This is a genomic window from Phormidesmis priestleyi ULC007, from assembly GCF_003003695.1.
GTDB lineage: Bacteria > Cyanobacteriota > Cyanobacteriia > Leptolyngbyales > Leptolyngbyaceae > Phormidesmis_A > Phormidesmis_A priestleyi_A.
In genome coordinates this window covers 46,173-65,795 of sequence record NZ_PVWG01000001.1, presented here as the reverse complement: position 1 = coordinate 65,795, position 19,623 = coordinate 46,173, and the positions used below count along the sequence as shown (strand labels likewise).

The 19,623-nt window shown below is 48.0% G+C and carries 23 protein-coding genes and 1 pseudogene; 12 read left to right on the top strand and 12 right to left on the bottom strand.

What is annotated here, in order from left to right; genetic code table 11:
* The first annotated feature begins 16 nt into the window (after nucleotides 1-16).
* The 11 genes and pseudogenes from C7B65_RS00320 to C7B65_RS00280 all read left to right on the top strand — a co-directional run bounded on the left by C7B65_RS00320 (nucleotide 17) and on the right by C7B65_RS00280 (nucleotide 5,976).
* Nucleotides 17-1,384, top strand: a complete 1,368-nt coding sequence (locus C7B65_RS00320; RefSeq protein ID WP_073068932.1) for an ATP-binding protein — start codon at nucleotides 17-19, stop codon at nucleotides 1,382-1,384.
* 205 nt (nucleotides 1,385-1,589) lie between these two features.
* Complete coding sequence (locus C7B65_RS00315) at nucleotides 1,590-3,032, top strand: tetratricopeptide repeat protein (RefSeq protein ID WP_181314300.1); 1,443 nt, start codon at nucleotides 1,590-1,592, stop codon at nucleotides 3,030-3,032.
* A 2-nt stretch (nucleotides 3,033-3,034) separates the two neighbouring features.
* Nucleotides 3,035-3,505, top strand: coding sequence for a type II toxin-antitoxin system VapC family toxin (locus tag C7B65_RS00310; RefSeq protein ID WP_083582583.1), 471 nt, complete (start codon nucleotides 3,035-3,037; stop codon nucleotides 3,503-3,505).
* Complete coding sequence (locus C7B65_RS00305; RefSeq protein ID WP_073068930.1) at nucleotides 3,492-3,812, top strand: TPR end-of-group domain-containing protein; 321 nt, start codon at nucleotides 3,492-3,494, stop codon at nucleotides 3,810-3,812. The genes C7B65_RS00310 and C7B65_RS00305 overlap by 14 nt, the downstream gene beginning before the upstream one ends.
* Nucleotides 3,813-3,815: 3 nt before the next feature.
* A complete protein-coding gene (locus C7B65_RS00300) occupies nucleotides 3,816-4,070 on the top strand; it encodes a hypothetical protein (RefSeq protein WP_073068929.1) in 255 nt (84 codons plus the stop codon).
* A gap of 87 nt (nucleotides 4,071-4,157) precedes the next feature.
* Nucleotides 4,158-4,406, top strand: coding sequence for a DUF2283 domain-containing protein (locus C7B65_RS00295; RefSeq protein ID WP_073068928.1), 249 nt, complete (start codon nucleotides 4,158-4,160; stop codon nucleotides 4,404-4,406).
* Between the two features lie 195 nt (nucleotides 4,407-4,601).
* Nucleotides 4,602-4,826, top strand: a complete 225-nt coding sequence (locus C7B65_RS00290) for a DUF433 domain-containing protein (protein WP_068815108.1) — start codon at nucleotides 4,602-4,604, stop codon at nucleotides 4,824-4,826.
* A pseudogene (locus tag C7B65_RS29500) lies at nucleotides 4,823-4,879 on the top strand (DUF5615 family PIN-like protein); the annotation flags it as partial. The gene C7B65_RS00290 and the pseudogene C7B65_RS29500, both read left to right, overlap by 4 nt.
* A gap of 44 nt (nucleotides 4,880-4,923) precedes the next feature.
* Nucleotides 4,924-5,094, top strand: a complete 171-nt coding sequence (locus C7B65_RS29440) for a DUF5615 family PIN-like protein (RefSeq protein ID WP_342352997.1) — start codon at nucleotides 4,924-4,926, stop codon at nucleotides 5,092-5,094.
* 75 nt (nucleotides 5,095-5,169) lie between these two features.
* Nucleotides 5,170-5,310, top strand: coding sequence for a hypothetical protein (locus C7B65_RS27570; RefSeq protein ID WP_181314299.1), 141 nt, complete (start codon nucleotides 5,170-5,172; stop codon nucleotides 5,308-5,310).
* A gap of 294 nt (nucleotides 5,311-5,604) precedes the next feature.
* Nucleotides 5,605-5,976, top strand: coding sequence for a hypothetical protein (locus C7B65_RS00280; protein ID WP_073068927.1), 372 nt, complete (start codon nucleotides 5,605-5,607; stop codon nucleotides 5,974-5,976).
* A 222-nt stretch (nucleotides 5,977-6,198) separates the two neighbouring features.
* On the opposite strand, the gene C7B65_RS00275 is transcribed toward C7B65_RS00280, so the two are convergent.
* The 12 genes from C7B65_RS00275 to C7B65_RS00220 are packed head-to-tail and all read right to left on the bottom strand — an operon-like array spanning nucleotide 6,199 to nucleotide 18,472.
* Complete coding sequence (locus C7B65_RS00275) at nucleotides 6,199-7,755, bottom strand: Hsp70 family protein (RefSeq protein ID WP_073068926.1); 1,557 nt, start codon at nucleotides 7,753-7,755, stop codon at nucleotides 6,199-6,201.
* 9 nt (nucleotides 7,756-7,764) lie between these two features.
* Nucleotides 7,765-8,319, bottom strand: a complete 555-nt coding sequence (locus C7B65_RS00270) for a nucleotide exchange factor GrpE (RefSeq protein WP_073068925.1) — start codon at nucleotides 8,317-8,319, stop codon at nucleotides 7,765-7,767.
* Nucleotides 8,309-8,530: a DUF2997 domain-containing protein gene (locus tag C7B65_RS00265; protein ID WP_073068924.1), complete on the bottom strand. Its 222-nt coding sequence runs from the start codon at nucleotides 8,528-8,530 to the stop codon at nucleotides 8,309-8,311. Before C7B65_RS00265 ends, C7B65_RS00270 begins: the two co-directional genes overlap by 11 nt.
* 39 nt (nucleotides 8,531-8,569) lie before the next feature.
* Nucleotides 8,570-9,088, bottom strand: coding sequence for a transcription factor MYC/MYB N-terminal domain-containing protein (locus tag C7B65_RS00260; protein ID WP_073068923.1), 519 nt, complete (start codon nucleotides 9,086-9,088; stop codon nucleotides 8,570-8,572).
* Between the two features lie 22 nt (nucleotides 9,089-9,110).
* Nucleotides 9,111-10,472 (bottom strand): FMN-binding glutamate synthase family protein, encoded by a 1,362-nt coding sequence (locus C7B65_RS00255; protein ID WP_073068922.1) that lies wholly within the window; start codon nucleotides 10,470-10,472, stop codon nucleotides 9,111-9,113.
* A 4-nt stretch (nucleotides 10,473-10,476) separates the two neighbouring features.
* Nucleotides 10,477-11,157, bottom strand: a complete 681-nt coding sequence (locus C7B65_RS00250; RefSeq protein ID WP_073068921.1) for a protein glxC — start codon at nucleotides 11,155-11,157, stop codon at nucleotides 10,477-10,479.
* Nucleotides 11,145-12,041 carry a class II glutamine amidotransferase gene (locus C7B65_RS00245; protein ID WP_073068920.1) on the bottom strand — a complete coding sequence of 299 codons (897 nt, stop codon included), beginning with the start codon at nucleotides 12,039-12,041 and terminating at the stop codon, nucleotides 11,145-11,147. Before C7B65_RS00245 ends, C7B65_RS00250 begins: the two co-directional genes overlap by 13 nt.
* A gap of 6 nt (nucleotides 12,042-12,047) precedes the next feature.
* Nucleotides 12,048-13,376, bottom strand: a complete 1,329-nt coding sequence (gene glnT / locus C7B65_RS00240; protein WP_073068919.1) for a type III glutamate--ammonia ligase — start codon at nucleotides 13,374-13,376, stop codon at nucleotides 12,048-12,050.
* Between the two features lie 29 nt (nucleotides 13,377-13,405).
* On the bottom strand, nucleotides 13,406-14,044 hold the full coding sequence (locus C7B65_RS00235; protein WP_073068918.1) for an aminomethyltransferase family protein: 639 nt from the start codon (nucleotides 14,042-14,044) through the stop codon (nucleotides 13,406-13,408).
* Nucleotides 14,041-16,974: a 2Fe-2S iron-sulfur cluster-binding protein gene (locus C7B65_RS00230; RefSeq protein ID WP_073068917.1), complete on the bottom strand. Its 2,934-nt coding sequence runs from the start codon at nucleotides 16,972-16,974 to the stop codon at nucleotides 14,041-14,043. The genes C7B65_RS00235 and C7B65_RS00230 overlap by 4 nt, the downstream gene beginning before the upstream one ends.
* Entirely contained in the window at nucleotides 16,971-17,219 is a 249-nt protein-coding gene (locus tag C7B65_RS00225) for a sarcosine oxidase subunit delta (protein ID WP_223257247.1), read from the bottom strand. The genes C7B65_RS00230 and C7B65_RS00225 overlap by 4 nt, the downstream gene beginning before the upstream one ends.
* A gap of 11 nt (nucleotides 17,220-17,230) precedes the next feature.
* A complete protein-coding gene (locus C7B65_RS00220; RefSeq protein WP_073068915.1) occupies nucleotides 17,231-18,472 on the bottom strand; it encodes an FAD-dependent oxidoreductase in 1,242 nt (413 codons plus the stop codon).
* A 300-nt stretch (nucleotides 18,473-18,772) separates the two neighbouring features.
* Here C7B65_RS00220 and C7B65_RS00215 point away from each other — a divergent pair, with 300 nt between their 5' ends.
* Entirely contained in the window at nucleotides 18,773-19,396 is a 624-nt protein-coding gene (locus C7B65_RS00215) for a helix-turn-helix domain-containing protein (RefSeq protein ID WP_073068914.1), read from the top strand.
* Nucleotides 19,397-19,623 lie beyond the last annotated feature (227 nt).

Here is a 19,623-nt window from a genome sequence, read left to right as displayed (position 1 = left end):
CAGTTGAGGAGTAGCAATGCCGTTGGATTATTTGACTGAGATTTATAGCTCGTTTGAGCCGTTTCAGCCACCACCTAGAGAAGCCTACGTCGATTGCCAAGAAGTGCGCGGCGGCTGGGAAGTGGTGCGTGAGTTGGGACGAAAGATTGCTCGATCGAAGCAACCAACCTGTCAACTCTATTCTGGGCATCGGGGCGTGGGCAAATCTACAGAACTGCTGCGACTGCGGGAATATCTGGAAGCGGAAAAGTTTAAGGTCGTTTACTTTGCGGCAGACGATGAAGACATTGAGCCGCAGGATACTGAATATGCTGATATTTTGTTTGCCTGTGTGCGGCATCTAGTGCGCGATGTGCAGATTCCTGAAGACCACAATCCGCTTGTGAAGTGGATGAAGTCTCGCTGGCAGTGGCTCAAAGAGTTTGCTCTGACAGAGTATGAGTTTACAGATTTGAAGCTAGAGCAGCAGATCAGTCAGTTTGCTAAAATCAGCGCTAACCTGCGGGCTGTGCCTGACAAACGGAGAGAGTTTCGGCAAAAGCTCAATACCAATACTCAGTCGCTGGTGGATGCCTTGAATGAGTTTATTGGTGAAGCAAAATCGGTGCTTCCCAAGGACTGCAAAGGGGTTGTGCTGGTAGCAGACAACTTGGATCGCATTGTGGAGGTGAAGGAATCGGCAACCAAGCCAAGTAACTATGACGAGATCTATCTGAGTCGTAGTGAGATTTTGCGGGGGTTAGCTTGCCACGTGATCTACACGATTCCGATTTCGATGGTGTATTCCGATCGCAGCACTCAGCTAGAAGACAACTACGATAAGCCGGATGTGTTGCCGATGGTGATGGTGAAAAATCCTGATGGCACTGAGAACCAGAAGGGGTTAGAGAAGCTGCGAGAGTTAATTATGCGGCGCATGGTGTTGACCGACCCCAATTTAATGCAAACGCTGGAGGGCAGGGTTGAAGGGTTGGACACGCCGCCTGTGTTTGACAGTCCAGAGACGCTGAGGCTGTTGTGTCTGATGAGTGGTGGGCATGTGCGAAATTTGATGCAGATGATCCAAAAAGCGATCGACTGGACAGATCAGTTGCCGATTACGGCGAAGGCGGCGAAACGGGCGATCGATGAGACGCGAGAAACCTATAACCGGGCGATTCAAGAGCATCAGTGGGTGCTTTTGGCGCAGGCTTGTACGGTGCGGCAGCGTGAGAATGATGTCGAGCATATGCGGCTAATGTTGAATCGATGTTTGCTGGAATATCGCTATTATGATCAGCAGGATGAGCTACAAGTTTGGTGCAATGTGCATCCTTTGATTGAGGGAATTCCGAAGTTTCAGGATGCGTTGAAAAAAGTGCAGGCCGCACATGAATCTAGCTGAACTGAGTCAAAAGTCACCTTCTGAGGAAGAGGTTTATCAGGCGTTGCGGCGATCGCTCCAGCGGCGGAAGGGGTTTGGTCTCGTGTTTGTGCAATGTTCACCTGCGACGGCGACTCGTCTGATTGCCAGAGTGAAGTCTGACATTTCTCAGAAGAAAATTGCGGTGTTGTCGCTAACGGAGGAAATCGACAATCTATACAACTTGGTGGAGGCTCGACCCGACAAAGATGAGTTGAATATTTTGATTATTCAAGGGCTAGAAAAGTCTTTGGAGCCTTACATTACACCGGGTTATGGCGGTGAAGGTGACTACTATACTCTCAGCAATCTGCCGCCCATTCTTGGACACTTAAACCAGCGTCGAGATGGTTTCCTAGATCGCTTTCCTCGTCTCTGTTTTGTGTTTGTTCTGCCGTTGTTTGCGATTAAATATTTGATTCAGCGATCGCCTGATTTCTTTGATTGGGGCGGTGGCATCTTTGAGATTCCTTCCAATTCGGAGCTAATAGAGCAAGAATCGTTGCGGATAGTACAGGAAGCCGATTACAACGAGTATCTCAACTGGACACAACCAGAAAGAGATCGCAAAATTGCAGAAATTCAATGCTGGATTGGTGAGCCTAATCAAACATCTGAACGCAAAGCTCAACTGTTCTTTAAACAAGGCAATCTTTTCTATGCTTCTGATGTGTATGAAGCAGCGATTTCCAGCTATGACCAAGCAATAGAATACGAACCGGGCTTACCTGAAGCCTGGTTTATGCGTGGCATTGCACTGGGTAATTTAGAACGCTACGAAGAGGCGATTGCTAGTTATGACCAAGCACTCAAACACAAACCAGACAGCGATACAGTCTGGTACAATCGCGGCATTGCATTTGGTAATTTAGAACGCTACGAAGAGGCGATCATCAGTTATGATCACGCTCTTAAAGTTAGTCCAGATGATGATAGTACTTGGCACAAACGAGGGCTCGCTTTTGCTAATCTAGGAAAATACCACGAAGAGATTGACAGCTATAATCAAGCTCTTGCAATAAACCCTAACAACAGTTCAGCACTGAATAGTCGTGGTTATGCTCTGTTTGAATTAGACCGTTGTCAAGAGGCAATTGCTGATTTTGATCAAGCAATTCGATTAAATCCTAATAGTGATACTTCATGGAGCAATCGGGGAGCTACTTGCTCACGGTTGAAGAGGTTTGATGAGGCATTTGCTTCTTTTGAGCAGGCACTCAGGCTTAATCCCAAGAATAATAATGTCTGGTACGACCAAGGTTGTGCCTTGTCTAAATTGAAGCGCTACGAAGAAGCAATTAACAGTTATGATCGTGCTCTAGATATTAAACCGAAAGACTACCAAGCCTGGTGCAATCGTGGTACTGCGCTGTTTTATTTACAACGCCATGAAGAAGCAATCGCCAGTTTCGACCAAGCTCTCAGGTACAAACCTGACGATCACGAAGCTCTGCATAACAAAGCTTGTTGTTATGCGTTGCAGGGTCAGGCTGAATTAGCGATCGTCACCCTCAAGCAAGCGATCGACCTTGACCCCAAATATCGTGAAATGGCAAAAACGGATGCTGATTTTGATAGGATTCGTGGCGACGATCGTTTTCAGGCGCTAATTCAAGAACAGGTGGAATAAGTATGGTCATTCGTTCATTGCGCGTCTATGCTGACACCTCTGTGTTTGGCGGCGTGTTCGACGAAGAATTTGATACAGCTAGTCAAACATTCTTCCAGCAAGTTCAAGCAGGACAATTTCAGCTAATCACTCCACCGATCGTACAAGCAGAAATCGAATCTGCTCCAGAAAAAGTTCGGTTGTTCTTCGATCAAATGTTGGCGATCGCAGAACTCATAGACGTTTCCGAACAAGCCCTTCAACTTCGCAAAGCCTATCTCGATGCGGGCATCGTCACTCCCAAATCTGCTACTGATGCCTTGCACGTCGCCCTAGCAACAGTAGCAGGTTGTGCCCTAATCGTGAGTTGGAATTTCAAACACATTGTACGTTTTGACAAAGTTCCTCTGTATCGTGCCGTCAACACGTTAAACGGTTACGCTGAGATTGGGATCTATTCTCCACTAGAGGTCATCAGCAATGAAGAAGAATAAAGACTTTGACTGTGTTGAAATGAAGCGATCGGGAGCCGAAAAAGTCTATGAACATACGCGAAATATGACGCTCTTAGAAGAACTTTCATATTGGCAACAACAAACAGAAAAACTACGGCAGCGACAAGCGATCGCGACTTACAATCAAGCCCGTAATTATGGGTTACAGAGACAAGTTGAATTAGCGATCGCCACTCTCAAGCAAGCGATCGACCTCTATCCTGAATGTCGTGAGATGGCAAAAACTGATGCTGATTTCGATCGGGTTCGCAGCGACGATCGTTTTCAAGCTCTGCTGAAAGGATGAATAGTGAACATTACCATTCATCCTCACGCTCAAGCGAGATTGGTGGAACGAGGAGCCACCGTTGAAGAAGTTATTGCAACCGTGGAAGGTGGAAAAGTAGCTCAAGCCGACTTCGATCGCACTCGATTTCGTCGCCGCTTTCCCTTCAACGCAGAATGGAGAGAAAAGATTTATGCAACCAAGCAAATTGACGCGATCGCGGTTGAAACAGAACCAAAAGCGTGGCTTGTCATTGCCGTTATTGTCAAGTTCTTCTGACGGCACAAACTGATCAAGTTAGACTAAAAGCACTAAATCCCAGCAACGGGATTGAAATAGATGAATTCTGGTAATGGGACTAGCCTTATGAAACTCACTTACGACCCTCGATACAACATCGCTTACATCACTCTCAGAGACAAAACAGAGCAAGTTGAAACGATTGAAGTCAGCAGCGAGATGAACATCGATCTAGCCCCAGATGGCACCATTTATGGAATTGAGTTACTCAACGCCAACCAACAACTTGGAAACGCCGATCAGTCAAACCTGATTGTCGTAAACGAAGCATTGGGGGAATCATCAGAAATCAAATTGTCTCTCAATCAGGTGTAACCAGCGATCGTCAACCTCAAGCAAGCGTTGCCTTCGGCTGTTGCGAAGCTAACCGACCTCGACCCCAAATATCGTGAGATGGCAAAAACCGATGCTGATTTTGAGCGACGATCGATTTCAGGCATCACTCATCGAACAGGTAGAATAAGACAGAGAAGCGCGATCGCCCTCAAAGCACTCGGTACAAACAGTCATATGAACTATCAAAACATCATCACGATCGAACCTGGCAAACGTAGCGGCAAACCTTGCATCCGAGGAATGCGAATCACCGTTTACGATGTGTTGTCTTACCTCGCTTCAGGCATGACCTACCAGGAAATCTTAGAAGACTTTCCGTACTTGACGCAAGAAGATATCTTAGCCTGTTTGAGCTACGCCGCTGATCGAGAAAGACAAACCCTCGTCGCCCAAGCATGAAACTTTTGTATGACCAGAATTTATCGCCTTGTCTCGTTGATCGCCTTGCAGACTTATATCCAAATTCAAAACACGTCTACGAAATTGGGCTTGACCAATCAAACGAGGGACTCTGTGGACTTACGCCCAACACCATGACTTTATCATTGTATGGATTCGTCGAGGAAATTGTTCGACTCGCGACATCGAAACCATGTTGCGATCGCACTTTGACACAATTCAATCCTTGAATGAAAACCCAAACGCTGGAATACTGACCTTATTCTGAGTAAAAATGCTGCTTATTGAACTAGAGATGGCTTCATAGTTCTCCGAAGGGGTAATCGCCAATTTTAGACGAGCTTTGCCTCTGACTGTTGCGAAGCTAACCGACCTCGACTCCAACTATCGTGAGATGGCAGAAACTGACGCTGATTTTGATAAAGTTCGCAGTGACGGTTGCTCCTTCTCCCTATTCTTGAAAGCGATCGTAATCATTGCTTAGAGGGGTAATTGCTCCTCAAAAATTTAGCATTCCAAAAACCTAAAAACTCTTGTACAATACACCGCAGTGATGAAGTTGTGCCCCGAAGCCTGATCTAGGCAATCAGACTCCGAGGACTTCCATCCCTAGTTAGCGTAATTAACTCAGGAGGCGTTCATGATTGTACACCGTCAGCTTTGCTATGGGATCTTGAAAGGCTGGAATCAAGATCCTGCATACACTTTTTATCCCAACGGAACGTCTGATCAATCAGCATTCTTGTCCTCTTTGAACTAACCGAGAGGACAAAACAATATGGGAGTTAGGACGATCGTTCCTGGCTCGATTTCGTTCACCGTTGAGTTGCGTTGCTCAACGGAAAAACGGTATCGAGTCAGTGTCACTTTAGATTTGCAAGAGCGTTACATCTTCCTCTCGTCTGGCATTCTCGTGAATGTGAGCGATCGCATTGAAGAGTTTGTCTCACAACTGAGTGAGATTGCATCAAACCAACTGGCATTGTTCAAATGGGATGGCACGAGTGACTTGATGACTGAATATCAAATTGTTCGGGTGTTGCCCGGATATCAAGTTGAACGTTCTTTAGTGAAGTTCAACATTGTTATCGGCGAGGGTTCACCCGTTCAAGTGGAGGAGTTGCACAACAAAGTCACCATTCAATTATAGGAAGTTGGGCGTGAGGAAGTCGTCGCTAGATTGGGGCGGCTCCCTCATAAAACCTCCTGCATGAATAAAATTCTCGATACAAACTCTCTCAGGTTTCGCTCCGTTCAGGTCAGCTTGTGCCCCCTAAATCCCCCATTCTGGGGGACTTTGAAACCGTAAGTCTTCTCAAAGTCCCCCAAACTTGGGGGATTTAGGGGGCGTTCCCGGATTCGTGCAGGAGGTCTATTGCAGTTTAGCGATCGCGCCTCGCTCGACTAAAATCTGTTGCGTTAACAAATCTTGAACCGTCGCAATCAGCACTCGTTGATCGGTGACTTCAAACTGCACTGAGATGCGATCGCTACCCACTTGCCCCGGTGGATCGAGGTGAGCCACACATACTTGTTCGTGCTGACTTTCGAGCGATCGGTAAGTCTCTTGTTGACGCATCGGTAGACTCGTCATTTTGCCCTGTTCGTCGTATTTAACTTCTGATTGAGTGATCACCGCGACCTCTCCAATGTCGAGACGAAGGTCAGTTTGTCCCTCGATCGCGGCTTGCAAAATCAGTGGTTCAGACCGCTGACAGGGATAGTGATCGCCCTGCTCAAATAGCGGAAAGTAGGAATAAGTTCGAGTATAAGGCTCCCACAGACGAATCGCGTAGCTGTGACGCAGATAATCCGCGATCGTTATAGAACTGATCGCCAATGCACCATGACAGACTGCTTCAAAGGGTTTATCAAGCTTGACTCGCTGCCGACCAAAATAAGACTCAATCAGGTGTTGCACTGCCGGGATCAAACAACTGCCACCGACGAGCAACACTTGCTCAATCTCAGATTTATGAATGCCTTTTGAACGTGCGATCGTCAGCACTTCATCAAGTGATTGTCGCACCTGTTCTAATAGCTGTCGCGTTTCTAGAATGTCTTCTAACTGTGTGCGCGTCAGACGCAGATCGTAAGACCTAAACGTCTCTTCATCGAGCCAGCTTTCTTTGACTTCTTCAGTGGTTGATAAACGAACTTTTAGACGTTCGGCAATTTCTAGCAGGGTTTGCCACCCGATCGTCCCGATCGCGTCGCGAGATGAGCCAATTTGATGCAAATAATCTTCAACAATCCACTGGTCGATATCTTCACCCCCGATATAAGCATCTGTTTTTGCCAACACATCTGCCCGTTGCACGTCAGAATCTTTAGAGACTCCAGTGGTTCGCACTAGGCTTAGATCTAAGGTGCCACCGCCAAAGTCAACAACTAATACGACACCAGGATGCTGCACTGCATAGCCTAAAGCTGCTGCCGTAGACTCATCGACCAGCCGCACATCAGCAGCGCCGAGCCGAGATGCCACCTCACGAAACCAGCCCAGATAACGTTCAAACGCGCCTACTGGAACAGTAAAAACAACGTGAGATGGATCAATTTGCTGTTGCTGAAGTTGTTGCCAGATCGCTTGCAGAAATTGTTCAGATATCCATTCAACCGAGTAACGTTGTCCATCAATGTGACGATCGGGGGGCTGAAAATCGGCAGCAAGATTGCGTTTAAACGCTTTAAACAGGCGATCGGGTTGAGACACGCCTAAACGCTGCGATCGCACCTGTTCCCCCAGGATCAATTGCCCCACATTATTCACAAATACCAGCGTCGGAATCACCGGAACCTCGTCGCCTGCTCCTTTTAACAGTCGTGAGATCGCTGAAAAGCGAATCGTTTTAGGCGTTTGGGTATCGGGTTCGAGAGAACTAACAACGGTGGTGGTAGTGCCGAAGTCGATCGCGACAGTGGTCATAGAAAAAGTTTAAAGTTTATTGCCAGAATCCACACTAATCAACGCTCCAGGCGGAAGAGTGCGGCTTACTTTTGCAGGACAGAGAATCCGTTCTCCCTGGCGATAACCGACAAAGCGAATATAAACGCCTTCGCCGATCGCGATACCATCTACATCGGGCTGATGGAGTTGCGGATGGTAAGAAACCTGCTGCCAGGGAGAACCGATCGCTTCCATGCCCCACGTTTGCAGTAGATTTTCTAAAGGTGTAAAGAGGGCAACTAAATTTTGGGCAGGCATATCAGGGTTGGTCTGCGCCATTTTACAAGCGCTTGGATAGTTGATTAATAGCATTTGCAGTTGTTCAAAGTTCGCATTACTAAAATCTAGCGCCAGTTGTTCTTTTTGTAATCGTAATTCTTCGCGGAGTCGTTGACATTGCTGTTGCAGTTCAGTGACCGTGAGTTCGTTATTGTTGGACAGTTCGCTACGATCGGGCGTTTTGCCAATCCAGCTTAAGACGAGAGCAATACACCCAACTGTAAGAACAATCCCAAATCCAATCAGATTAGAATCATCCGTCATCAGACTTCACCTGACGAATTTGAGTATCTTCTACCATTAGGAATTCGTCGCCTTCGTAATAGTCTGGCAATAATTTCTGCGATTCAACGGTGCCGATCGCTCGTTCGATTTCTAACGTCATTTCTGTGCAATTTGTGTCACCGTTCAACACCCTTTCAGTGATTTTGCCATCTTTGCCGATGCGATACTCAATTGTTTGATAGTCCGCCATAAAATTATCCAAGCTGCACTCAGTGTTAACTCTCTCATCTTACTCAAAAGGCAACAATTGTCTAAATTGGGCGATCGCATCTTGCGTTTGTTGAATCAAAACCGGGTTTTCAGGTTGAGCCGTAGACATGAAAAAAACCACCACCGCTAAAACCTTAGAATCGACGAGAATCGGCACGCCAAACCCTGCTTTAACGCTAAAAGCTTGGGCAATTTGATGCCGCAAAAAATAGGTTTCTGAGTGAGCGGAAGCGTCAGTAATCCACTCTGTTTTTTGAGATGCCCACACCCGTCCAGGTAAGCCCTCGTTTCGATGCAGCACAAACGCCTGACTGCAAAGCTGAAACTGTGACCACGCGATCGCCCGATAAATTTCTATTTGATTGCTGGAACACCAGGCGAGGCTCAACTCTAACGTGTTGAATGCTTGATCAGGAATCCAGGATTCACCATACTCCCAGTCGGTGGTCGCACACACAAAATTCAGCAAAGCGGTCAACATCGTATAGATCGATGCTGAAGTAGAAGACGGTTCTGCGGTCTGTTCAAACTGATTCATAAGTGTGGGTGGGTGAGTTGGGTCAGAAGTTAGAGTAGCCCGGAATCCAGCTTGTTCCGGCGAGAGGAATCCGCGCCATTGCCGCCGCTTCAACAGTGAGAGCCACCAGATCTTCGCGTTCCAGATGGTGGACATTTTGCTTTCCACAGGCACGGGCGATCGTGGTTAATTCCATGTTTAGAGTCTGTAAATAATTTTTAACGCGACGTGCTCCGACTTGTGGTTCCAGGCGTTTTTCTAGCGTTGCATCTTGTGTAGTCACTCCAACTGGACATTGACCCGTGTGGCAATGATGACAGTATCCTGGGGCTGTTCCCAATGCGTTGTAGTCTGCGATCGCTGAATGATGAGTCTCGTTTTGAATATAGGTTTCACTATTGCAGCCCAAAGCCATTAGAATCGCTTGCCCGATCGACACCGCATCAGCTCCCATTGCTAGAGCTTTGGCCACATCTGCCCCGGTGCGAATGCCGCCCGACACAATTAGCTGCACGTGGTCTTTCATATTCAAATCTTCGAGTGCCTCCACTGCTTGCCGAAGGGCTGCCAGAGTCGGAATGCCAACGTGTTCGATAAAGACGCTCTGAGTCGCGGCGGTGCCACCCTGCATGCCATCCAAGACAATCACATCTGCCCCCGCGTGAACCGCCAGCTTGACATCGTTAAACGTTCGCGATGCGCCGATTTTGACATAGATGGGTTTTTCCCAATCGGTGAGTTCTCGCAGTTCTTGTATTTTAATGGTGAGATCGTCGGGCCCTGTCCAATCAGGATGACGACACGCCGAGCGTTGATCAATTCCTTCGGGTAGCGTTCGCATTTCTGCCACTCTAGGATTTACTTTTTGTCCTAATAGCATTCCACCTCCGCCTGGTTTTGCGCCTTGACCGATGACAATCTCGATCGCGTCTGCTTTTCTCACATCATCAGGATTGAATCCGTAGCGAGACGGTAAGCATTGATAAATTAGGGTTTTAGACGAGAGCCGTTCTTCTGATGTCATACCCCCATCGCCTGTCGTAGTCGAGGTTCCCGCTTCGGTGGCGGCGAGTCCGAGGGCTTGTTTGACGTTGGCAGAAAGTGACCCAAAACTCATCCCTGCGATCGTGATTGGCATCTCTAGCTCGATCGGTTTTTTGGCAAAGCGAGTGCCGAGAATCGTCTTCGTGGTGCATTTTTCGCGATAGCCTTCGAGAGGATAGCGACTCAGCGACGAACCGAGAAAGACTAAATCATCAAAATGAGGTAATCGACGTTTAGCGCCCAATCCGCGAATTTCATAAAGCCCATGAGCGGCAGCATTTTGAATGTAGTTGAGAATGCGACGATCGTAGCCTGCCGATTCTTCAAGCGAGAAAGATTGGCCTGATTCAGACTGATTCATGGGGTTAATACTCCTGATTGGCATCCGCGTTCCAGTGATAAAGCTGCTTGGCGGAGGCGATGCGCTTAAACTCTTTGGGGTCGTGACAAAATTCGGCTTTTGCTAATAGCTCACCGACGGTTTGATAATCGGTTTCTGACATCGGCTCAAACTGGGCATCTGCCCCCAGAGATTTTACAGTGCCGCGAATATAGATCACTGCTTCATAGAGAGAATCTCCGATCGCGTCAGCAGCATCTCCACAAATTATGATTCGCCCCGCTTGTGCCATAAACGCCGAGAAGCTACCTACACTCCCACCTACTACAATATCGCCACCTTTAAGTGAAATGCCGCAGCGCAAACTCGCATTGCCATCAATGATCAGCAATCCCCCTTGAGCAGAAGCCCCTGCCGAGACAGACGCAAAGCCTTTGACATGAACCCGTCCAGACATCATATTTTCTGCAACCCCAGTCCCTGCGTTGCCGTCGATCGTCACGTTCGCTAACTGATTCATTCCCGCAGCATAATAGCCGACGTGACCCGCAATCTCAACGCTGATAGGTGAATCAAGTCCGATAGCGATATTATGGGCACCGTTGGGATTCAAAATTTTAATCGGCTTCCCATTGGCGTTGTGATGGAGAAACTGATTCACCTCGCGTAGCGGAGTTTGCGATAAGTCGAAGATTACACTGTCCATACATACAGTTCCTCTGGTGCGGGTTCGTAGAGATGGGCGTGGTTGACATCAGGTAAATGAGCGAGCGATCGGAACTCTGACGCGATCGCCACATAATCATCGGTTTCTGCCACGATCGCAGGTTTACAGGCAAAAGCATCGCGCACCAAGGCGAGTTTGTCTGTCGTTCCCATTAAGAACGTGTAGAAGCCGTCTAACGCTTCAAATCCCTTTTGGATTGAGGCTTCCAAGTTGTCGCCTTCACGCATTCGCCATTCTAAAAAGCGACAGGCGGCTTCGGTGTCGTTATCGGTTTCAAACTTGATACCACGTGGCTCAAGTTTTCGACGAATCTCATAGGGGTTGGAGAGAGAGCCGTTGTGGACGAGACAGAAATCTTCGCCAGCCGTAAAAGGGTGAGCGTGAGCGGCTGTCACCGCCGACTCGGTTGCCATACGCGTATGACCAACGAGGTGAGAGCCTTTGAGCGATTTGAAGTGATAGCGATCGCTGACTTCTTGGGGCGTTCCAGTGTCTTTATAGAGGTTAATTGATCTTCCTGTAGACAAAATATACAACTGTGAATAGTGTTGTTTGATCCATTGTTTTGCTGATTCTGGATCGGCATCACTAATCAAGATTGCGTGATTGCCTTGACTATCAATTTCAGTATCTCCTTCAAAGTGTGATTGAAATTTATAGAGCAATTCTGACCAATTAAATTCTTTGTCACCGGAGTAGAGACTATGTTTGCGATGACTTGGATCTAGCATTTCTGTAAAGATAGCAAGTCCGGCTGAATCGGGCCCGCGATCGCTCATCCCAATCAACATCGGCACTATCATTTCACCGAGTGATTTTCGTAGTTCAGGTTTTTTAACCAGTAGTCCAACAATTCCACACATAATCTTTTAGAAGAATTCTAGATAACGTTGAACTTCCCATTCAGAAACGTGTCGCATATATTCGACCCATTCCATTTGCTTTAGATTAATAAATTCATCGGCTAAAACACCTAACGCATTTTTAATCACGTCATCAGAGACAAGCGCGTCGATCGCTTCTTTTAAACTCTGCGGTAGTGTATGAATTCCTTTTTCTGTAAGTTCTACATTTGAGAAATCATAGAGATTCACATTCCACGGTTCACCCGGATCGAGTTGTTTTTCGATGCCGTCTAACCCTGCGGCGATCGCGGCGGCTGTTGCCAGATAAGGATTGCAAGACCCATCGGCAAGACGCAACTCTAACCGTCCGCCCGGAACGCGCACCATGCTAGAACGATTGTTATCTCCGTAAGTAATATAGGCAGGTGCCCAGGTTGCCCCACTCAGCGATCGACCCACCACTAACCGCTTATAAGAGTTCACTGTCGGCGCACAAATGGCAGTCAATGCGGGAGCGTGGGCGAGCAATCCTGCCATGAAATGATAAGCCAGTTTTGACAGCCCTAATTTCCGATCGTCGGTGTCATCTGCAAAGAGATTTGTGTCACCCTCCCACATTGACATATGCATGTGCATTCCGCTGCCCGTTCGGTTCGCAAACGGTTTGGGCATAAAGGAGCAAATTAACCCCAGTTCTTTGGCGATTTCTGACGCTGCCATTTTGAAAAAGATAAAGCGATCGGCAGTCGTTAAGCAATCCGTGTAAGTGTAATTGATTTCAAATTGACCGTTTGCGTCTTCGTGATCGATCTGATAGACATCAAAATCAGCCGCTTGCAGACTCGTTACCAGCTTCTCAATAAAGGTCAAACTCCGAGATAGCCCTTTATAGTCATAGCAAGGTTTATCAAGGGTATCGGTCGAGTCGCACGGCTGAATTTTACCCTGTTCATCTTTGCGGAGTAGCACAAATTCTGGCTCGACCCCGGTGTTGAGTGCCCAACCTTTTTGGGTCAAGCGATCGATCTGCTGTTGCAAAATAAATCGGGCATCGTAAGCGTAAGGCTTGCTGTGAACATGACCGACGCAGACAATGCGGGCAAATCCGGGCATCCAGGGCACGATCGACAGCGTTGACAGGTCGCCCACTGCCATAAAGTCGGGACTGTTAGGCTGCATTCCCAAGCCCCAGACGGCAAACCCCGCAAAGCCTGCACCTGGGCACAAAATATCCTCAAAGTGTGAGACAGGAACGGCTTTTGTTTTGGCGGTTCCGTGCATATCGACAAACTGCGCCAGAACAAACTTGATCTGATGCGCGGCTAAAAATTGAGTCGCTTCTGCTGGTGTCATGGTTTCCTCTCCTAAAAATTAGTCTGAACTTAAATCAAGCGATCGACACCGACAACTCCCCCGCCTAGCTCTTGCGCGATCGTCAACAAAGTTTCCCATAAATAAGCTCCAAACGTGCCATCGCACCAGATTCGATAACGGTCAGGCAAAATTGGAATAATCGTAACGCTAACGCCTACCATCAACGTCAAAATTACAGGATGTTCAGCCAGAGACAACGCTTGAAAGTTAACGCTACAAGTTTGTCGCAACAGATCTTGAATCGCTTTACCACACAGCACGATCGCGGCATCTTGTCTCAACACCGGATAAACTTTCGCGGGAACAGACTGACACGCCTCAGCCAAACGCAGCGCAAAACTGCTGTGTAAGCTATCTTCGATCAAGAACTCAGTCAAACCAAGACGGGCGATGATTCCGCCATCGGGGAGAGGCTTCCAGGTATTGGCACGATCGGGCACCTCAAGCTTCTGACTCTCAAGCCAAGCGACAGCCCCGGCTCCTTTGACCCCAAAGCGGGTGAGAAATGACAGATCAGCGATGCCCAAATTCGCCACAATTCTGTCATCTCCAGGAATGGAAACGAGGGATGGCATTCCATTAATGTCGCGCCAGGTGCCATTCAGAGATTGAAGTCGATCGTGATTAGGGCTAATGCGACGAATCATACCGTCACCTCCTGAAGTTGGGTAACGTCTTCTTGCTGGCGTGAGGTTTCAGGGTCATAGAACGGAGTGGGGGTGATGGTTGCTGATACGATCGTGCCGTCTGATAGGCGGATTGAGATGAGATCGGCGATCGCAGCCAGTTCTGGTTTCACGTAGGCGAGTCCGATATGACGATTGAGAATGGGACTAAATGCAACGCTCGTAACGCGACCTGCAATCTCATTGCCATGAATGATTAAATGACATTCCTGCGGCGGTGTTCCTTGAAAATTAGGATCAAGCATGAATCCGATCAGGATTTGTTTAATGGGTCGTTTTGCCAAAATTTGTAAACTGCGCTGCCCGATAAAAAAGGATTTATCCATCTTCACCGCCCACTCTAGCCCCGCTTCGATTGGAGTCGTTAACCCGTCGGTATCCTGACCGATAATTAGATGCCCTTTTTCGAGTCGCAAAAGGCGCTGCGCCTCAACGCCAAACGGACAAATATCATACTCAAATCCTGCTTCTAACAACAGATCCCACAATGCTGGAGCAGAATCTGCTGCAACGTGAATTTCATAACCCCACTCACCCACAAATCCGACTCGCATCAACATCACAGGAATATTTTGAATGTGTGTTTCACGAACGGCGAGATAAGAAAATGCAACGCTAGAGAGATCTAAATCAGTGAGCTTAGACAACACATCACGGGAATATTGTCCCGCGAGATTGATTGCCGATCGTGCCCCGGTCAAATTCACGATTCCACAGTCTAACCGCCACAAAGTATTTAAACGAGATAACTCACGATAGATCGCGGTAGCGCCCGATGTCGTCGTTGTGAAATAGAAATGCTCTGCTCCGAGTCGGGCGATCATGCCATCGTCGATCGTCACTCCCGTTTCATCCAGCATCAGTGCATACCGCGTGGTGCCGATTTTCATCTTGCTATATCGCCCAGCATAAACGCGCTCTAAAAACTCAGCCGCATCTGCCCCGCGAATCTCAAACTTGCCCAACGTCCCGACATCGATGATTCCTACTTGATGCCTGACTGCCTGAGCTTCTAGACAGATACACTCCTCGCGACTTTTTCCTGACTGAGCATAATATTCAGGTCGCTGCCACATTCCCGCTAACATAAATTTAGCATTCAGTTTGACGTGACGACTATGTAGTGGAGTACGTTGCTCAGGCGTAAAGCCTCGCCCTGCTAAATGTGAGAGCGGAACTGGGTGAAAAAATGGTCGAGAGGTCGTTGTGCCGACTTCACCCGGAGTCTTCCCAGTGATTCGCGCTAATATTCTCAGCGCACTCATATTCGAGTGTTTGCCCTGACTTGCTCCCATTCCAACGGTTGTGTATCGCTTGAGTAGTTCAATGTTGTCAAATCCTTCTTGGGCAGCGTTGAGAAAATCTTTGTATTGCAAGTCTTCATCGAAGTCTACGAAATTCTTTCCGGCAGGATGTTCGACGATCGCCCACGGGTGTGAAGGTGATTCTAGTTCGGGCGAGATTGTCACCTCAATCTGTGAGTCAAATCCTAGATGAGCAGCGGCTTCTAGACCCGCCCGATGACCGTCAATCAACTTCTGTTCAAACTCAAAAACGCCATTCACCCGACCACACGCAAATACACCAGATGGTAAAACCTCCGGGACAAACTGCTGCAACCGTTTATTAAACCGCATTTTAGTGCCCGCCTGATAGAGCAGGTTTGCCGCAGGTGCCCAGCCTACGCTAACTACAATGCCATCACACGCGATCGTTTGCCTAAATCCTGTTTGCGGGTTGCCGTTTACGTCGATCGGGCAAATCACTGCCGCCGATACGCCATCGCGACCCGGATTGGCTCTCGCTTCATAGACGCAGTAGCCTAAAAAGATTGAGATTCCCTGCTGTTCTAGCGTTTGCGCCACATCACTTTTGAGAGAACTTTCACGCAGGTCAACCACTGCAACAACTGTTACCCCATTTGTAATCAAATCTATTACCGCTCGGTATCCATCAGCGTTGGCAACCAGAACTACAGCCCGATTCATCGGTTTGACTGCATAGCGATAGATTAATCGTTGCGCTGCACTTGATAGAATGACACCGGGCAAGTCATTGTTGCGAAACACAGCAGGTTGTTCATAGGCTCCAGTTGCGGCAATGACTGTTTTTGCGCGCATTTTAGTGAAGCGATCGCGATCTAATAACGGAATCCAGCGATCGGCATAATATCCCGCCGCTTGTGTTTGTGTATAGAGACGGATTCTCGGATGATTCTCGACAGCGCTTAATAATTCGTTTGTTTTCTCTAATTGGAGTGGGTCATTTCCTAATTGGTAGTGACCCGATCCTCCCGCTCTAGCGCTCTCATCGACAATCACAACGTCTGCACCTAAATCTGCCGCCGAGAGTGCTGCCGAGAGTCCTGATATGCCTGCTCCAATCACTAAAAGATCACAAAAATCATAGCGTTTTGCAGTCCGAATGTGAGGAGTCGAGAAGTCTACCTGTCCAAGCCCTGTCATGTTGCGAATCAAGCGTTCCCAGAAAGGAAATAAACGCTTGCTGTTAAACGCTTTGTAGTAGAAACCAACTGGGAGAAACGGTGAGAAAAACTCGATCGCACTCGCACGATCGCCCATCACTCCCCCAAAAGTATTAATGGCTGAAAGCGTCATTCCATCTTCTAGCGGCGTGACATCGGCTCGGATATTTAGTTTCTGCCCAGACTGCATTAAAGTATTTACGTCATGGTTGGCGAGGCTCAAAATCCCACGCGGACGGTGATATTTAAAGCTGCGTCCCAAGATTTGCTGACCTGATGCCCAAAGCGCACTGGCGATCGTATCCCCTACATATCCCGTAAAGCGAGTTCCTTCAAACGTGAATTCGATCGGCTGACTGCGATCGATCCATTCTCCTGAGATGAGCGGTAGTCTGCGTTGATTCATACGACCTCACCCCACAGATAAGTGTGTATAATTTCATCCGTTAGCGTGTTTCGTTCAGCGATAAACCAGGAGTTGCTAGGTATGTGACACCACCATTCACATTTAATACCCGGAGCATTATTACGGTGAAACACATAGTCTGCCCAAACCTCATCCGTCACCATGTTTGGGTCAGGCATCGATCGCAGCTCTCCCCCATAAAAAAACTCTGAAATCGGTCGTGAACCGTTAATCGGACAAGTCATAAGTTTCATGGTTAGTGACCCACTGACGCTGCGCCTTTTTCACCCACCAATTCATATCGCTCAAATCGAGACAGCGAAAAATCTTGAATCAGATCATGATTGCGATCGTTTGCCACGGTATACGCCATTGTTTTGCCACACACAGGCGTTGCTTTAAACCCCCAAGTGCCCCAGCCTGCATCAAGATAGAATCCCTCGATCGCGGTCTTGCCCATAATCGGCGCAAAATCGGGGGTCATGTCTGCCATGCCTGCCCATTGACGCACCACTTTGACGTGAGACAAAAACGGAAATAGCTCTAGCATGTGGGCGGCGAGTCCTTCGGCAAAATCAAGGGTCGATCGCGTAGAGTGCAATTCATAAGGGTCAAGCGAGGCACCCATTACCAACTCTCCTCGCGCTGTTTGACTGACGTAAACGTGCAGGCTTCCAGAGACAATAATCGGGTCAAGCCAGGGCTTCATCGGTTCGCTGACCATCGCTTGTAGGGGGTGAATCTGGATCGGCGATCGTAACCCCACCATGTCTAAAATTCGCGGCGTAAATCCGGCAACCGCACATAAAACGCGAGGCGTTGAAATCGTGCCGTGCGAAGTCTCAATTCCGGTGACGCGATCGGACTCAATCTGAATCCCCAAAACTTCGGTTTGTTGGTGAATCTCGACTCCGCGCAAATCGGCTCCGCGACCGTAACCCCACGCGACCGCATCGTGACGGGCAATGCTGCCAGGTGCGTGATAAAGTGCCCCCAAGATTGGGGCGTGGCCTCCACAGGTCATATCTATCATCGGACAAGCTTTTTGCACTTCAGAGGGATCAACGAGTTCGCTATCGATGCCAAAATGTTTGTTGACTTCGGCTCTCCAGCGCATGGTTCTGAGTGATGAATCGGTGTGTGCCAGAGTGAAGTGTCCGCGATTTGAATAGAACAAGTTTAGATCGAAGTCTTGTGATAAGTCTTGCCACAGTCGCACCGATTCATCGTAGAATTTTACGCCTTCTGGGGTGAGATAGTTCGATCGGATAATCGTTGTGTTGCGTCCAGTGTTGCCTCCACCGATATAGCCTCTTTCTAGCACAGCGATATTTTTTATATCATAATCGCGTGCTAAATAATAAGCGGCTGCCAATCCATGCCCACCGCCGCCAATAATCACCGCATCGTAATTTGACTTTAAACGATCGGGCTGGCGAAACATTCGCGGTTCGGGATGTTCTTTCGACAGAGCGAATTTTAAGAGACGAAACGGCATGACAACTCCTGCAAGTTTTCATCGGAAAACTTTAGTAAACATCATGGATCGAAGTTTCATGAGTGTCAACAAAGTTTCTTGCTATGATTCACATTAACGTCAGTTCGATGAGTTCTTTCGCTGCGTTCTTCAGCGCTTCAGCCCCGTAAATCCCCCAATTCTGGGGGACTTCAAGCCCAAAATTTAGGTTCAAAGTCCCCCAATTTTGGGGGATTTAGGGGGCAGCCCGGATTGGCAACCGTAGCGAAAAGCTTCATCGAATTCACGTCACATTAAGCGAGACGATCGAGATAAATCACTATGACAGAAGCTCCCGCAAAAACTACAGAAGTCTCTTCTAGCAACTCTTTAGAGCGATATTTAGGCAACGCCATTCGAGATCTGCGGCAGAAACATGGGTTGACGATCGCTGAAGTCGCTGAACAGGTGAGCATCTCTCGCGGGATGTTGTCAAAAATCGAAAACGCCCAAACTGCGACTAGTTTAGAGACGATCGGGAAGTTAGCGAGTGCATTAGGCGTGTCTCTCTCGACGCTATTTCGCAACTACAATATGCCAGCAGGCGGCGCACAGTTGGTTAAACAAGGCGACGGTATGGAGGTGGTGAGACGCGGGACGAAATGCGGACATACCTATCATTTGCTGGCATACGATCAGGGCCCGACGAAGTTGTTTGAGCCGTTTTTGATCACAATGGATGATGCGTCTGAGGTCTTCCCCACATTTGAGCATCCCGGCATCGAATTTATCTATCTGCTGCAAGGCAAGCTGGAATATCGCCACGGAATCCACACTTATTTGTTAGAGCCAGGAGATTCTTTGAGCTTTCGGGGTGAAGTTCCTCACGGCCCTGAAAAGCTGATTGAGTTACCGATTCGATTTCTGGCGATTATTCACTATGCGGTGCCAACTGGCGATCGTTAGAATGTGGCGTTGCTGAATAGAGAATAACCTGGGTAGGGGCAATCCCCCCGTGGTTGCCCTCCATATGTCAGGGGTAGGCACGGGGGCACTACCTCTACAATCAACCGAAAATTTACAGCAGAAAGTATTTTGGGTGGGACGATCGATGACGACTCTATTGATGAAGAGTGAGAATCGCTAAAATTCAGGTGGATTGTAATTGTAAAAGCAGAGTTTCCGTCTCAGTC

Excerpts from the sequence above, each read along its gene's own strand:
- C7B65_RS00245 (WP_073068920.1), bottom strand. The coding sequence starts at position 12,041 with ATGTGTGGAATTGTTGGACTACTGGTTAAAAAACCTGAACTACGAAAA.
- C7B65_RS00270 (WP_073068925.1), bottom strand. The coding sequence starts at position 8,319 with ATGACGGATGATTCTAATCTGATTGGATTTGGGATTGTTCTTACAGTT.
- C7B65_RS00225 (WP_223257247.1), bottom strand. The coding sequence starts at position 17,219 with ATGACTTGTCCGATTAACGGTTCACGACCGATTTCAGAGTTTTTTTAT.
- C7B65_RS00310 (WP_083582583.1), top strand. The coding sequence starts at position 3,035 with ATGGTCATTCGTTCATTGCGCGTCTATGCTGACACCTCTGTGTTTGGC.
- glnT (WP_073068919.1), bottom strand. The coding sequence starts at position 13,376 with ATGACACCAGCAGAAGCGACTCAATTTTTAGCCGCGCATCAGATCAAG.
- C7B65_RS00320 (WP_073068932.1), top strand. The coding sequence starts at position 17 with ATGCCGTTGGATTATTTGACTGAGATTTATAGCTCGTTTGAGCCGTTT.
- C7B65_RS00305 (WP_073068930.1), top strand. The coding sequence starts at position 3,492 with ATGAAGAAGAATAAAGACTTTGACTGTGTTGAAATGAAGCGATCGGGA.
- C7B65_RS00290 (WP_068815108.1), top strand. The coding sequence starts at position 4,602 with ATGAACTATCAAAACATCATCACGATCGAACCTGGCAAACGTAGCGGC.
- C7B65_RS00280 (WP_073068927.1), top strand. The coding sequence starts at position 5,605 with ATGGGAGTTAGGACGATCGTTCCTGGCTCGATTTCGTTCACCGTTGAG.
- C7B65_RS00220 (WP_073068915.1), bottom strand. The coding sequence starts at position 18,472 with ATGCCGTTTCGTCTCTTAAAATTCGCTCTGTCGAAAGAACATCCCGAA.
- C7B65_RS00215 (WP_073068914.1), top strand. The coding sequence starts at position 18,773 with ATGACAGAAGCTCCCGCAAAAACTACAGAAGTCTCTTCTAGCAACTCT.
- C7B65_RS00250 (WP_073068921.1), bottom strand. The coding sequence starts at position 11,157 with ATGGACAGTGTAATCTTCGACTTATCGCAAACTCCGCTACGCGAGGTG.
- C7B65_RS00295 (WP_073068928.1), top strand. The coding sequence starts at position 4,158 with ATGAAACTCACTTACGACCCTCGATACAACATCGCTTACATCACTCTC.
- C7B65_RS00235 (WP_073068918.1), bottom strand. The coding sequence starts at position 14,044 with ATGATTCGTCGCATTAGCCCTAATCACGATCGACTTCAATCTCTGAAT.
- C7B65_RS00230 (WP_073068917.1), bottom strand. The coding sequence starts at position 16,974 with ATGAATCAACGCAGACTACCGCTCATCTCAGGAGAATGGATCGATCGC.
- C7B65_RS00275 (WP_073068926.1), bottom strand. The coding sequence starts at position 7,755 with ATGACCACTGTCGCGATCGACTTCGGCACTACCACCACCGTTGTTAGT.
- C7B65_RS00265 (WP_073068924.1), bottom strand. The coding sequence starts at position 8,530 with ATGGCGGACTATCAAACAATTGAGTATCGCATCGGCAAAGATGGCAAA.
- C7B65_RS00255 (WP_073068922.1), bottom strand. The coding sequence starts at position 10,472 with ATGAATCAGTCTGAATCAGGCCAATCTTTCTCGCTTGAAGAATCGGCA.
- C7B65_RS00260 (WP_073068923.1), bottom strand. The coding sequence starts at position 9,088 with ATGAATCAGTTTGAACAGACCGCAGAACCGTCTTCTACTTCAGCATCG.